The sequence below is a fragment of the Bacillus sp. JST-5 genome, assembly GCF_057747715.1.
Genome location: NZ_JBYLHW010000065.1, coordinates 1 through 14,357, shown reverse-complemented (window position 1 = coordinate 14,357; position 14,357 = coordinate 1). Strand labels below are relative to the sequence as shown.

The 14,357-nt window shown below is 33.1% G+C and carries 14 protein-coding genes; 9 read left to right on the top strand and 5 right to left on the bottom strand.

The annotated features are described in order from the left end of the window. The first annotated feature begins 237 nt into the window (after positions 1 to 237). The 5 genes from AC3ASS_RS11620 to AC3ASS_RS11600 all read left to right on the top strand — a co-directional run bounded on the left by AC3ASS_RS11620 (position 238) and on the right by AC3ASS_RS11600 (position 4,702). Entirely contained in the window at positions 238 to 585 is a 348-nt protein-coding gene (locus AC3ASS_RS11620; RefSeq protein ID WP_488283695.1) for a hypothetical protein, read from the top strand. 26 nt (positions 586 to 611) lie between these two features. Beyond that, positions 612 to 2,261: a M20/M25/M40 family metallo-hydrolase gene (locus AC3ASS_RS11615; protein ID WP_488283694.1), complete on the top strand. Its 1,650-nt coding sequence runs from the start codon at positions 612 to 614 to the stop codon at positions 2,259 to 2,261. Positions 2,262 to 2,457: 196 nt separating this feature from the next. Beyond that, positions 2,458 to 3,249, top strand: coding sequence for an amino acid ABC transporter substrate-binding protein (locus AC3ASS_RS11610; RefSeq protein ID WP_488283698.1), 792 nt, complete (start codon positions 2,458 to 2,460; stop codon positions 3,247 to 3,249). Further along, the gene (locus AC3ASS_RS11605) at positions 3,236 to 3,943 is read left to right on the top strand and encodes an amino acid ABC transporter permease (RefSeq protein ID WP_488283693.1); all 708 of its coding nucleotides are present in this window, start codon (positions 3,236 to 3,238) and stop codon (positions 3,941 to 3,943) included. The genes AC3ASS_RS11610 and AC3ASS_RS11605 overlap by 14 nt, the downstream gene beginning before the upstream one ends. 12 nt (positions 3,944 to 3,955) lie before the next feature. Continuing rightward, positions 3,956 to 4,702: an amino acid ABC transporter ATP-binding protein gene (locus tag AC3ASS_RS11600; RefSeq protein ID WP_488283692.1), complete on the top strand. Its 747-nt coding sequence runs from the start codon at positions 3,956 to 3,958 to the stop codon at positions 4,700 to 4,702. A 31-nt stretch (positions 4,703 to 4,733) separates the two neighbouring features. On the opposite strand, the gene AC3ASS_RS11595 is transcribed toward AC3ASS_RS11600, so the two are convergent. Then, positions 4,734 to 5,213 carry a PaaI family thioesterase gene (locus AC3ASS_RS11595; RefSeq protein WP_488283691.1) on the bottom strand — a complete coding sequence of 160 codons (480 nt, stop codon included), beginning with the start codon at positions 5,211 to 5,213 and terminating at the stop codon, positions 4,734 to 4,736. A gap of 257 nt (positions 5,214 to 5,470) precedes the next feature. On the opposite strand from AC3ASS_RS11595, the gene AC3ASS_RS11590 reads away from it, so the two are divergent. The 3 genes from AC3ASS_RS11590 to AC3ASS_RS11580 are packed head-to-tail and all read left to right on the top strand — an operon-like array spanning position 5,471 to position 7,665. Beyond that, the gene (locus tag AC3ASS_RS11590) at positions 5,471 to 6,211 is read left to right on the top strand and encodes a transporter substrate-binding domain-containing protein (RefSeq protein WP_488283697.1); all 741 of its coding nucleotides are present in this window, start codon (positions 5,471 to 5,473) and stop codon (positions 6,209 to 6,211) included. Positions 6,212 to 6,261: 50 nt separating this feature from the next. Beyond that, positions 6,262 to 6,909, top strand: coding sequence for an amino acid ABC transporter permease (locus tag AC3ASS_RS11585; protein WP_488283690.1), 648 nt, complete (start codon positions 6,262 to 6,264; stop codon positions 6,907 to 6,909). A gap of 30 nt (positions 6,910 to 6,939) precedes the next feature. Beyond that, positions 6,940 to 7,665, top strand: a complete 726-nt coding sequence (locus tag AC3ASS_RS11580) for an amino acid ABC transporter ATP-binding protein (protein ID WP_488283696.1) — start codon at positions 6,940 to 6,942, stop codon at positions 7,663 to 7,665. 36 nt (positions 7,666 to 7,701) lie between these two features. Here the strand turns inward: AC3ASS_RS11580 and AC3ASS_RS11575 are convergent, their stop codons facing one another. Together AC3ASS_RS11575 and AC3ASS_RS11570 are read right to left on the bottom strand one after the other, a co-directional pair. After that, positions 7,702 to 8,478, bottom strand: a complete 777-nt coding sequence (locus tag AC3ASS_RS11575; protein ID WP_488283689.1) for an arginase family protein — start codon at positions 8,476 to 8,478, stop codon at positions 7,702 to 7,704. Between the two features lie 195 nt (positions 8,479 to 8,673). Continuing rightward, positions 8,674 to 9,960 (bottom strand): uracil/xanthine transporter, encoded by a 1,287-nt coding sequence (locus tag AC3ASS_RS11570; protein WP_488283688.1) that lies wholly within the window; start codon positions 9,958 to 9,960, stop codon positions 8,674 to 8,676. 169 nt (positions 9,961 to 10,129) lie between these two features. Here AC3ASS_RS11570 and AC3ASS_RS11565 point away from each other — a divergent pair, with 169 nt between their 5' ends. Then, positions 10,130 to 11,323: an MFS transporter gene (locus AC3ASS_RS11565; protein ID WP_488283687.1), complete on the top strand. Its 1,194-nt coding sequence runs from the start codon at positions 10,130 to 10,132 to the stop codon at positions 11,321 to 11,323. A 337-nt stretch (positions 11,324 to 11,660) separates the two neighbouring features. Here the strand turns inward: AC3ASS_RS11565 and AC3ASS_RS11560 are convergent, their stop codons facing one another. Next, positions 11,661 to 13,022 carry an FAD-binding oxidoreductase gene (locus tag AC3ASS_RS11560; RefSeq protein ID WP_488283686.1) on the bottom strand — a complete coding sequence of 454 codons (1,362 nt, stop codon included), beginning with the start codon at positions 13,020 to 13,022 and terminating at the stop codon, positions 11,661 to 11,663. Between the two features lie 64 nt (positions 13,023 to 13,086). Further along, positions 13,087 to 14,154, bottom strand: coding sequence for a DUF871 domain-containing protein (locus AC3ASS_RS11555; RefSeq protein WP_488283685.1), 1,068 nt, complete (start codon positions 14,152 to 14,154; stop codon positions 13,087 to 13,089). Positions 14,155 to 14,357: the final 203 nt, after the last annotated feature.

Sequence of the window (14,357 nt, the reverse complement as noted above, 5' to 3'; positions counted from 1 at the left end):
CGATGGCGGTCGTTTTTTGCCTATCTAAAGTTTAAAATTTTATTTTTTTGTTGTTTCATAGAACTTTTTACATTACCAATCTTTCCTTTATCATACTGCTTTACTTATAAAAAGGAAAAGAAAATGACTTCATTTAAACAAATGAAATTTTTATCATTTTTCTTATCTGTTTTTGTTCTATCAAATTCCTTTCTGGCTAGATATAATAATAATTATAAATGATTGGAGTTGATGTGAATGAAAAAGAAAAATTTACTTATCAAACTAACGACCTATTTACCTGCTATTATTATGATTATTTTAGCTTTCCTCTCCTTTTCAAACATTTTTGACGAAACATTTAGAAAAGGTCTTATCATTAATTCATTAATCTTGTACTATCCTTCACTTTTCTTCTTACAAGGAATTGTAACCGCATTCATTAATGCAAATGTCTATTTAAACGTCGGATTGTCATTACTCGTATATATTTTTATCCTGCTTGTTTGGTTAAACAGTTCCGCACTCATTTACATTGTCATTTATCTAATCTCCTTTTTCCTTGGATATTGGGTTATTAAAATGTTTAAGAATCGATATAAATAATTGCATCAATCATAGGAGGATTATACATGCTAAATTGTCGGGAAGAAGTATTATTATTAACGAAACAACTTGTTCAAATTCAAAGTATTGTTAATACACAAGGAGAAAGAGAAATTAGCCAAGCAATTTATTCATTGATCTCTTCTTTTCCTTACTTTCACGAACATCCTAATTTTGTCCTTAAGCAACAAACGATCCATGATGATAAGGAACGGTATAATGTCATCTCATTTGTAAAAGGAACAAAGAAAAAAAGTAATAAAACCGTTATCCTTTTAGGACATCTGGATACCGTTGGAATTGATGATTATAACCATTTAAAAGAAATTGCAACCGATACAGACAAATTAATGGAAGCGTTAAAAAATGAAGATCTTCCTCCAACGGTCAAAAAGCACTTACTTTCCGGAGATTATTTATTTGGACGCGGTGCTTTAGATATGAAAAGTGGTGTTGCTAGTAATCTTTATATACTTAAATACTATGCAGAACATCCTGATGAACTTGAAGGGAATTTAGTAGTAGTCATTGAATGTGACGAGGAAGATAGTTCCCATGGCATTTTATCTTCTTTAAAAGTATTGAAGGCGTTACGTACAGAACATCAATTTGATTATGTTGCAGCCATTAATTCCGATTTTGTTGCCCCAAGATTTGAAGGGGATGAAAACCGATATATTTATAAAGGAACTGTTGGAAAATTACTTCCTTCATTTTTTATTACAGGTGTGGAAGCACATGTAGGAGCTGCCTTTGATGGATTCGATCCCAACTTCTTAGCAGCGGAATTAACGAAACAAATCAATTATAATCCCGATTTATGTAATGAGGCATATGGAGAAACGACACTTCCTCCTGTTTCTTTAAAGCAGACAGATTTAAAACCAGCCTACGATGTACAAACAGCTCTATCTTCTTTTGTCTATTATAATTTTTTTATTCATTCCTGGTCACCAAAGGACGTATTAACCTTGTTAAAAGAACAAGCCTACATTGCATTTGAACGAGCGTTACGAGAATATGATGAACGATATAAAAAGTTTTGTCAAATAACGGATCATCCTTATCATCCTCATCCATGGAAACCGAGAGTCTATACCTTTGAAGAAATGAATGAAATGCTTGAAAAAGAACATGGCAATAGTTATATAAAACATATGGAAAATTTTAAAGAAAACCTGCTTTTGGACGAAAGCCTAGATATAAGAATGTATTCAGCAAAAGTAGTGGAAGAGGCTTGGAAATGGATGTCTGACAAAAGCCCAGCGATGATTTTATTTTATTCTTCCATTTATTCACCGAGAGTAGAATTAACGGGGAAAAATGACAAGGAAAAGATATTATTAGATGCATTAAATCATGCTGTTGAAAATATTCAACCACATTACAAGCATCCAATCGTCACTAAAAACTTTTTCCCTTTTATTTCTGATATGAGTTTTATTGCCATAAGTGATGATGACGAAGGTATTAGTGCTGTTGTTAAAAATAGCCCTGGATGGGGAAAGAAATATTCTATCAACTTTCAAGATATTCGTGATATAAATGTTCCTGTCATTAATATCGGTCCTTATGGATTTGACGGTCATAAAAAATACGAGCGAGTGGAAAAGGAATATTCCTTTCATATCGTACCAAACTTAACAAATTTAGTAATCCGACACGTCTTGAAATAATATTGGGTAAAAAGAGAATGTGATACATTTTCACATTCTCTTTTTATTTGGGAGAAAATAAATATTTTCGTACATATTTTTTTATCATTCTACAAAAATACAGAATAAAGGGAAATTCGTTTACAAATTGAAATGAACAGAGTATAATCACATTTGTGTTTAAATCCTACTAATCTAATGGGGGTTGTCAGAAATGATAAAAAAATTATCCATATTGCTATTTACACTTATATTAATTTTAGCAGCGTGTGGTAAAAGTGATGATAATAAAGAAACAACAAAGGGAAACCTTTATGAAGAAATAAAAGAAAAAGGTGTTTTAACTGTAGGAACTGAAGGTACATATCCTCCTTTTACCTTTCATGACGAAAACGATCAACTAACAGGTTTTGACGTAGAAGTGATTACGGAAGTTGCTAAACGTTTAGGTCTAAAAGTTGATTTTAAAGAAACACAATGGGACTCCATGTTCGAAGGATTAAATAGTAAACGATTTGATTTAATTGCCAATCAAGTTGGGATTCGTCCAGATCGCTTAGAAAACTATGATTTTTCTATTCCATATACAAAATCATCAGCGGTTGTCGTTGTACCTAAAAACAATAATGATATTCAATCTTTTGAAGATATAAAAGGAAAGCGTTCAGCACAATCGTTAACAAGTAATTATGGGGATATGGCAAGAGAATATGGTGCTGAAATTGTCGGGGTAGAAGGTTTGGCTCAAGCTGTTGAATTACTAAAGCAAGGAAGAGTAGATTTAACAATTAATGATAGCTTAGCCGTTCTAGAATTTTTAAAACAAAAACCAGATGCAGATATAAAAATTGCCGTAAAATCCGATGATGTAGCAGAAAGTGCCTTTGCATTTAGAAAAGGAAATAAAGAGTTAGTAGATGCCATTAATGAGCAATTACAAGCTATGATTGACGACGGTACATTGGCAAAAATTTCAGAAAAGTGGTTTGGTGAAGATGTATCTAAATAATCTTTTACTTACTAATGCTATTCCCGCTAATGCCGAAGGTTGGGAACTTTTTAAAGATTCATTATGGCCAATGATTCAAGGGGCAATCAGCTATACGATTCCCCTTGCTATCATTTCATTTATTTTAGGTCTTGTCATTGCTTTAATAACAGCTATTATGAGATTGTCTAATTATAAAATTTTATCTTACACAGCAAAAATGTATGTATCTGCGATTAGAGGTACTCCTTTACTAGTACAGCTTTTTATCATATTTTACGGACTAGGAAGTATAGGGATCATCATAGATCCGTTTCCAAGTGCCATTATCGCTTTCTCTATCAATGTAGGTGCCTATGCATCAGAGATCATTAGGGCATCTATTTTATCGATTCCAAAAGGACAGTGGGAAGCAGCTATCACAATCGGTATGAATCATCGTCAAACACTTCGACGTATTATCTTGCCACAGGCTGCAAGAGTATCAATACCACCACTATCAAATACATTTATCAGTCTAGTAAAAGATACATCTTTAGCATCGTTAATTTTAGTAACCGAATTATTCCGAAAAGCTCAAGAAATTGCAGCAAGAACATACGACTTTATGTTGTTATATGTAGAAGCTGCACTCATTTATTGGGTCATTTGTTTTGTTTTATCTCTTTTCCAAGGGATGATAGAGAAAAGATTAGAGCGTTATGTTGCACGATAAGGAGGGGATTAAATGTTACTATCAATAAAAGGATTATCTAAATCATTCGGGGAATTAAAAGTGCTAAAATCGATTGATTTAAACATTGATAAAGGAAATATTTTAACGATTATAGGCCCCTCTGGATCTGGGAAAACAACTTTGCTTCGTTGTTTAAACGCTCTAGAAATTCCTGACTCTGGACTATACACTTTTGATGATGGACTTACCATTGATTTTAGTCAACCGATCAAGAAAAAAGAAATTACTCAATTGAGAAAAAAATCAGGAATGGTATTTCAATCATACAATTTATTTCCTCATAAAACAGCATTAGAAAATGTAACAGAAGGTCCTTTAGTTGTTCAAAAAAGAGATAAACATGAAGTATTGGAACTAGCTAAAAGTTTACTTAAAAAAGTCGGTTTAGAAGATAAAATGGATTTATACCCACACCAGTTATCTGGTGGACAACAACAAAGAGTAGGGATTGCAAGAGCTCTTGCCATTCAACCTTCTCTCATGTTATTTGATGAACCAACATCCGCTCTTGATCCAGAATTAGTTGGAGAAGTTTTAAAAGTTATTAAAGATTTAGCTAGTGAAGGATGGACAATGGTCATCGTAACGCATGAATTAAAATTTGCTGAACAAGTTTCGGATGAAATTATCTTTATGGATAACGGGGTAATTGTTGAACAAGGTCCCCCTGAAGAAATTTTAAAAAATCCAAAACAAGAACGAACTAAACAATTTATCCAAAGAATTTTAAATTATTAAAATAACGCCTGTCCATTCGACAGGCGTTTCTTTATTTTTTAAATGTATCCGGCATTACTACAGCCACAACTTCCCCTTTTACAACAAGAGTGTCATTGGCAAATACTTCTGTGTATACTTTCCATTTTTTCGGATGGATTTCCTCTACTTTACCTATTGCTTTTAATGGAACCCCGTGTGGAGTTGGTTTTAAAAAGTCAACATGTAAAGAGGCAGTGACAAATCTAGGTGGTTCCACACCACTTCCAGGTTCGTATCCATTTTTTCGATGTAAAGCTAGAGAAGCAGATCCTGTTCCATGACAATCGATAAATGACGCAATTAACCCTCCATATACGAAACCAGGTATTGCCAAATGTTCTTTCTTTGGTTCATAAATAGTCACCGTTTGGTCTCCATCCCATCCTGTACGAAAATGATGCCCCTCCTGATTTAAACGTCCACAACCATAGCACCAAGCAAACTCATCTGGATAATCATCTTGTATGGCATGAAATACTTGTTTCTCCATGGAATCACCCCTGTTTTTTATTTCCACTACTATTATAAAAAAGTTTATTTGTAATTTGTTGAAAATTTAATTAATTTTATCTATTAACAAATTTTGTATTTATTATCAGATATTTGTTTATTTCATATTTTCATAGAATAATGCATATGCTTGTCATAACAAGAGTGCATAACCTTATGTTTTTTTCTAAATATTACTTTAATGTTCTAGGAGGGTATCGTTTGAAAAATCGGGGAGTAATTTTTTGGACTATTGTAATGATGTTCTTCCTGACAGCATGTAAGGGAAAAGTTACAACTGAAGAAGGCTATCAACTTGTTGAAGAAGGTAAATTGATTTTCGCTGCCTCCGGTGAATTTAAACCTTTTAGCTATATGGATAAAGACGGCAAAATGGTTGGGTTTGATATCGAAGTTGGAGAGGCAGTGGCAAAAGAATTAGGCTTAGAACCTGTACAGAAAAAACAGAAATTTGCAAGTATTGTAGAGGGAGTAAAGTCTGGAAGATTTGATATAGCAGTTGCTAGCCATACAATTACAGAAGACCGATTAAAAGAAGTCAATTTTTCTACTCCATATTACTACTCTGGGGCTCAAATTTTCACACGAATTAATTCATCAATTGAAACATTAGAAGATTTAAAAGGGAAAGAAGTTGCCGTTTCAAAAGGTTCAACATATGCAAGTATTTTAGAAGGTGTTACGGACAATATTGTTTTACTTGATAGTGATGTCACAGCTTTGGAAGCACTAAGCAAAGGAAAACATGATGCTGTTGTTACAGACTTTATTACTGGTAAAGAAGGAATTGCCTCGGGTATGGAAATCGTTGGGAAACAATTTATTGAACCGAGCGAACAAGCCATTGCTGTGGCAAAAGGAAATGAAAAATTACTAGAAAAAATTAATGAAGCATTAGAAAGATTACGGAAGAACGGAACATTGAAGAAAATCAGTGAGAAATATTTTGGTGAAGATATTACTGTAAAACCAAATTAGCTTATGAATTTTCATATAGTTTCCGTATCCTTACAAAAGGGGGTACTAATTTGAATTTTTTTGAGAAATTTATAGATTCCTTTGATGCATTTTTTCAAGGTATGCTTTTAACTATTGAGTTAACCGTTGTATCCATTTTCATCGCAATTTTTATTGGTTTATTATTTGCTTTTTTTAAAATATCAAATATTAAACCTCTCACTTGGATTGCAGATTTATATATTTTTCTCATAAGAGGCACACCACTTATTGCTCAAATTTTTATTTTTTATTACGGTTTAACTTCCATTAATATGCCAATGTTTGCTGCGGTCGTCCTTGGCTTAGCCGTTCATAACGGAGCTTATATTGCTGAAATTTTTCGCGGTGCAATTCAGTCAATTGAGAAAGGGCAAATGGAAGCAGGACGCTCTCTTGGAATGACTGCAAGTTTAACCATGAGAAGAATTATATTACCCCAAGCGTTTAAACGAGCAATTCCACCTTTAGGTAATCAATTCATAATTGCATTAAAAGACTCTTCACTAGCAGCCTTCATAGGAATGTATGAATTGTTCAATGTTGCTACAACGTATGGATCGAATCACTATGATTATATGACTTATTTGTTAATAGTCTCTATTTATTATTTAATCCTCGTATTCATATTTACCTTAGTGGTTCGATTGTTAGAGAAACGTTTAGAGGCAAGTGAATGATGGGAGGAAAAATGCTTGAACAACCAAAATATAATTGAAGTTAAAAAATTAAATAAATTTTTTGGTCCATTGCATGTTCTTAAAGATATAGATTTTACTGTTAAAAACAAAGAAGTTGTTTGTCTAATTGGCGCTAGTGGTTCAGGAAAAAGCACGTTACTTCGATGTTTAAATTTCCTTGAGATGAAAGATAGCGGAGAAATATTTTTAGAAGGAGAAAAAATAGAGCCATATACACATGATTTAAACAAAATTCGAACGAAAGTAGGGATGGTTTTTCAACATTTTCATTTATTTCCGCATAAAACAGTTATTGAAAATATTATAGAAGCTCCTATTTATGTAAAAAAGATAAAAAAGGATTTAGCGATACAAGAGGCAGAAATACTTTTAAAGAAAGTTGGGTTGTTAGACAAAGCAAATGTTTATCCGAGCAAACTTTCAGGTGGACAAAAACAAAGAGTTGCAATTGCAAGAGCTTTAGCCATGAAACCTGATATTATGTTATTTGACGAACCAACATCTGCCTTAGATCCTGAACTAGTAGGTGAAGTACTTTCTACAATGAAACAACTAGCCAAAGAAGGAATGACTATGGTTATTGTCACTCATGAAATGGGTTTTGCTAAAGAAGTAGCAGACCGAGTTATTTTTCTACACGATGGAAGTATTCTTGAAGAAGGCAAACCAAAAGATATATTTTCCCACCCAAAAGAAACTCGGACAAAAGAATTTTTAGACGCTGTCCTTTATTAACCCTATTCTGTAATTGAGATTACAAAGCACATTTTCTTATAAAACGATTTCCTTTACAGGAAGGAAAGTATTCAAAATAGTAATGTTTGCTTTTTCATTTTTTCTCACAATTGAATGAAATCTCCTTGTAAAAATTTCATCTACTTTAGGGCAATATTCACCACAAATATCGATTCCCAAAATAGTTTTATGTTGGAATAATTCGACTAAAATTTTTTGTAAATCTTCTATTTTCATATTTCCATGATCCCAGTTCGTTTCTGCATCTTTAACGGATAAAACATCTTTGTCGATACTTACATAAACATTTTCTGTTGGAATTAAAGAGAGTAGATGATTAGTAGAGTAGTAAGGAAGGTTCGTAGAAGTAATTAATTTGGTTTTATGAAGGTAATTTTGATCATTTAGCCCATCACCTACACCAAGGATTAGAACTTGTTTCAGATTTTGAAAATCGTTTAAAGAGTGTAAAACCCATGATCCACATGAAATTAAATCAATTGGATACTCATGAAAAATCCCTAAATCGTGATGATGGTCAAATAAAATGAGAGAAAAAGGTTCGTTTATTTCTTCCAGTAGTAAATAGCTCACGTAGTGGTAATTGCCACTTCCAATAAAAGTAATTCCCCGATTATTTCTATGTTTTAATTTCAATCTAATTTCATTTAAAGACGAATCATCACAAAACATATGTACATGTTTAAACTTCCGTAAATCAATATCATCATGCGGAACTTCCATTAATAGTTTCTGATTATAATAACAATCATCAAAATGGATAATAGTTACACCTCTTGGTAAAAGTCCCATTCTATCAACCTCCAATATTCATAGAATTGAACTTTCTACTTAAAAAGTTATTGCTACATCCAAATTATATATGTTTTACAAATATTCTTTAGTCATTATCAAAACTCTCCATCCTCTCTATCATTAATTTATGAATAAATATTGTCATATTGCAAGTAAAAATGCCTGTCCAAAATATAAGGACAGGCATTTGAGTTATTTCAATGAATCCCATTTCACTAATTTCTCTAACAGTATGGACAACAGCATTCCCATTATAAGTCCGTTAGAAATAAGAGGTTGTATCATCACAGGTAGATTGCTAAATATTGAAGGTGGAACCTTCATTAAGGATACTCCAAATAGGATCGGTAATGCTATTCGAAAAATTGTGTTTGAATTAAACACTTCGCCTTTCAAACTATTCATAGCTGTTCCGAATAATTGCATGTAAGCCACTAATAGAACAGCATTTCCAACAGTAAAAGGCATTTGGGTTAAAAATGTGGCAATAAAAGGAATCACTCCAATAGCCGTTAATAACCCACCTCCTAGTATAAAAGGTTCCCGGTTATATATTTTAGTACTTTGTAAAAAGCCGATTGTAGAAGTAAATGGTGTAAATGCCACTTGACCAAACATTGTTCCAATTATAGTCATAATAGAAGTTATATAGATAGACCTACCAATTTGTTTATCATTTGCTTGCTGTTTATATAATGATGCTGCTGTTTGAATTGAAACAATTGAATTACTTAAATTTAATATTCCTGCTATAAAAGAAACAACAATTATACCTATTTGAAAATTTGGTTCTCCTAACGGAAATAACGTCCATTCTATCTCCATCGATTTTAATGATAATCCTACTTCTTGTGGAAAAATCAACTCATAACCAATCCAACCAACAACAATCCCAATCAAAATAGAAAAATTACTAATAAAACGATTCCCTTTCATGGTTAATAACGTAACAAATATAACAATTGCAACAGAATATAAGCTTATTGGAATGTGAATGGATCCATCATCATTTAATTTAAACATTCCTTCAAAGAAAATAAATATTAACTGAAAGGTTAATAGAAATAAATATACACTCTTTACCATCGGTTGAAAAATCCACTTTAAAATTTTTACTCCATTAAAAACAACTAGAAGAATGGATACTAGACATGCTAATAAAAGACCGGTAGCAATCCCTCCTCCAATTTCAAAAGGACTCATTCCTAAAGAATGTGCCGATAAACCTAAGTTTAATATTAACCCCCATATAAGTCCTGATGGGCCTTCCATAATAGGAAATTTATGTCCCAGCCATCCTTGAATCATACAAGCCATACCGGTCAAAATAAGAGATGTTCGAAGCATCATGGCAATTGTTTCCGGTGGTAATTGGAATGCATTTCCTACAGCAATAGGAACTAAAACAGTATTCGCGAAAATAAAAAAAAGCCATTGAACGGATGAAAACATCGTCAATGATGAAAACCAACGATTCATGTAAAACACCACTTTCTAGATGTTAGATAAATTTAGTCCTGTACTATTATAAACGATATATTTTTTAAAAAGCATCTATTTGAGATTGAATTTTTCATATATTATTTCTTTACACGATGAAATCTTTCCTATAAAATAGCTTTGTTTCATTTCAAAGGAGGTGTTATGTATGACAAGTGATCAAAAGAAAAAAATCACTGTATTAATGATAAATATGTTTATTGCCATAGGTAGTTTCGGTATTGTTATTCCGATTTTGCCGGCATATTTAGAGTCAATCAACCAAGGTGGGACAGCTGCTGGTTTAATGATTGCCATTTTTGCAGGTGCCCAATTTTTATTTTCTCCGATTGCAGGGAAATGGACGGATCAATATGGAAGAAGAATAATGATTATCCTCGGTTTAGCCGGATTAACACTCTCCATGTTTATTTTCTACGCTTTTGATTCCATATGGTTGTTGTATTTTTCCCGATTAGTCGGTGGTGTTGGGGCAGCATTTCTTATACCAGCAATTTTTGCATATATCGCTGATATTACAACATTTGAACAAAGAGCAAAAGGAAATAGTTATGTATCTGCGGCTATGTCTTTAGGTATAGTAGTAGGTCCGGGTATTGGAGGTTTTCTGGCAGATTATGGACTAAAATTTCCATTTCTCGTGTCGGCATTAGTTTCGTTAGTGGCAGTCTTTTTCTCCATCGGTATGTTAAAAGAAACAAAGACAGAATATCATTCACCAAACATGCCAGTAAACCATGCAGATCATGAATCTATGATCCAGAAAATTATTCGATCTACAAAGATGCCTTACTTTGTTCCACTTATTATCACGCTTGTCATGAGCTTCGGTCTTGTTGCCTACGAATCTGTAATTGGCCTTTATTTAGACGACGTTTTCCATTCGACGGCAAAAGAAATAGCCGTAATGGTAACGGCAACTGGGGTTGTCAGTGTTATTGCTCAGTTGTTTATCGTTGATCGATTAGTGAATAAGTTGGGAGAAAGAATTGTTTTAATCGTGTTTATTACTGTTTGTGCATTTGGATTCCTATTTTCATTAATAGCCAATAGTTACTTGTTATTCTTTATCGTGTCATTAATCATTTTCTTATCTACATCAATTTTACGTCCAGTATTAAATACGTTAATTTCTAAACTTGCTGGAAATGAACAAGGATTTGCGATGGGAATGAACAATGCATATATGAGTATTGGAAATATAATTGGTCCTACAGCAGCAGGAGTACTCTATGATGTGGATATCATTTATCCATTCATATTAGGATTTGTCCTTTTATTGATTACTTTAGTCATCACATTCATGTGGAGGAAAAAAGCTGCTAAAGAAAAAATGGTTTAAAGTGTCCCTAATTGGGGCACTTTTATTAACCTTTTTAAGAAACAAAAACTTAATTCTATAAAACCATTTAAAACATGTTCTTCTACAAATATTGAGGTTTTTAAGTTAATTGATATTTAGGTGTCAGACTTTTCGTCACTTGACCAACAAAATTCACTCTCGTACATTCAACTTGCACCATAATATCAATCGAGTTACAAGCTTTTTATCATTTTTTCAAAAATATTCACTTCTTACAAATCATAGATTCAAAAAAACAGCCCTGCCCAACCACTTTTTCTAATAAAAAAATCATTATCTTCCTTCAATGGAAAATAATGATTTTTTTATTCACAAATTAAAAGATTTTTCCTGGATTTAAACGATTTTGAGGATCTATAGCATTTTTTATCGTTTTCATAAGGTTTAACTCAACAGGGTTTTTCATTTTTTCTAAATATGGTTTCTTTAATAATCCAATCCCGTGTTCGGCAGATGGTAAACCACCTAATTCCCCAACTTTTTGATATAAATCATCTAAATAAGCTTTTCTTTTCATTTGCCAGTCGTCTTCTGAAAGATTTCCTTTCATTAACACAGTATGAATATTTCCATCACCTGCGTGTCCGAAATTAATAACTTCTATTCCATGCTTATCTTGAAGTTCTTTCGTATAATTAATTAATTCTGCTATCTTATTGATTGGTACAACCTCATCCAACATTTCATACTGTGTAAACTGCATTAAAGCTACTAAAATATTATCTCTTAACTTCCAAGCTTTTTTTTCTTCTTCGTCGTTTCCTAAAACGATAATTTCACGAGACTTATTTGACAACAAGTGATTAACTGTAATGATTTGATGATTTAATACGTCCTTATTATTTCCGTCAATCGTCATTAAAATATAGGCTTTTCCTAACTGAGATTGCAATTTCATATTTAAATAACGCTCGCTATATTCAATAGTACCTTTTTCAAACAACTCCAATGCCGTCGGTTCAATACCATTCTTTAAGATGGTTATTACTGCGTTCGATGCTTCTTGCAGGGAATCGAATGCTAACAGGATAGATTGTTTATATTTTGGAAGTGAGAGTAGTTTTAATTTAATCTTTGTCGTAATGCCTAATGTACCTTCAGATCCGATAAATAGGTTTTTCAGATCATACCCAGAACTGTTTTTAATATTTAAACTTCCTAATGTTACTAAATTTCCGTCCGGTAAAACGACTTCAAGCTCTCGAACATAATCTCTTGTCGTCCCGTATTTAACGGCACGCATTCCTCCAGCGTTTGTTGCAACATTCCCCCCAATGGTGGAATGTTTAGATCCCGGATCTGGTGGGTAAAAATAGCCTCTTTGTTCCACTAATTCTTGAATATCTTGCAATAGAACACCGGGCTCAACAGTTAAAGTCATCGTCTCCTCATCTAAATCAAGAATTCGATTCATTAGTTTCATATCGATAACTAATTCTCCCCCAACAAATGGAACTTGAGCACCTGTGACTCCAGTTCCTGCACCCCTTACAACAATAGGAATATCCTTTTGAACGGAATACTTCACTAATCCGATTACTTCGTCAGTATTTATTGGCAATGCAACTGCATGCATATCTGCGACCGTATGATAAAAATAGTCTGTTTTATATTCTTCTGGAATCCGATCTTCCATAAATAAACGGTTATTATCGTTAATAATGTCCTTAAGATGCATTTTTATCTCTCCTTATTTAAAAAAGAGTAAAATTTTATACTTTAGATGCTAATAATTTAAGTCATTAAATCCAATCTATAATGAACTTTGTTCCTCCTTTAATGTATTTTAAGAGAGGAATATCTTCTTGAATAACTTGGCCAATCACGTTTACCTTTTGATTCGCTTTCAGTGAGCGCTTTGTAATTTGTATTTCTCCTTGGTATCTCCCATAAAGGCAATTGTCAACAGTTATCGAGCCAATAGGACGATCAACGGTGTTAAATGGATTCACAGGAAAATCCCCTATTAATCCATATAATCGTGATTCAGCGGATCGAATAACATCCCTCGCTGCATCTTGACGATTCGTCTGAACATTTTTTAATCGATCGATTAATTCTTGGTCGTCTGTGAAGCGATAAGCTCTAATATAAACCGTTTCATCTTTATAATATTCGAATTGTTTAGCTGTTAATTCGCTTATGGATGGGTCGCCAATGAATATTTTATCGACCAATGGATGGTGGTAAAAATCAAGATACGCAGCAAACGTTGATAATGTACGATGCTCTTCTAGCGTAGGCAACCCTTCAAATAGTGGACCTCTTCTTTTTCCATCTCCAGGTATAAAGGCCATCACAGTTAATCCTTCAGATTTTAGCCACTCATTTTTTTGATAAAATTCTTCTGTATCTAAACCAGTTTCAGGGCGCGGATAATAATTATGCCAAGCCTCTACAGATGATGGGATGAAATTAAACTTTTTTAAGTTTTGAATATTTTCTTCCGTAATTGTACTTGCATTTAATGCAATTTTCATTTTTCTGGAGAGATTTGCTATTTGTTCATCAGAGAGTCCATAATCTACGCGTAAGCCTGTCAAACCCCACTCTGTTAATTTTTCTGCGTTATCCCACGTGAATCCTAAATAGGAAAGAGATTTTGGAGAAATATCCGCAAAAAGTTCCATATTATTGGATTTCGCCAATGATGCAAGTTCTCTTAAGCGATTGGCGTAGTGACTTGGATCGTCTTCCGGAATATGAAGGGACGTAAAAATACCTTTGCATCCAAGTTTGTTCATTGTATGAATATAGTTTATTTGTTCGTCGGATAATGGCTCATTTAAATATATAGAGATACCAAGCATATTAAGAGCTCCTTTCATACATAATGTACGAAAAACTGATTTGATTTAATTTAAGAAAAACCGGGCATAGCCCGGTCCTTTTCATGGTTAGAGAATATCCGATAATTTGTACTCTATGCCATGTATCCCTTTATAATACTCAGGATACATTTCACCCCCACATTTTTCACATGCAAACATAGGAGGAGTTGTCGGATCTCCAT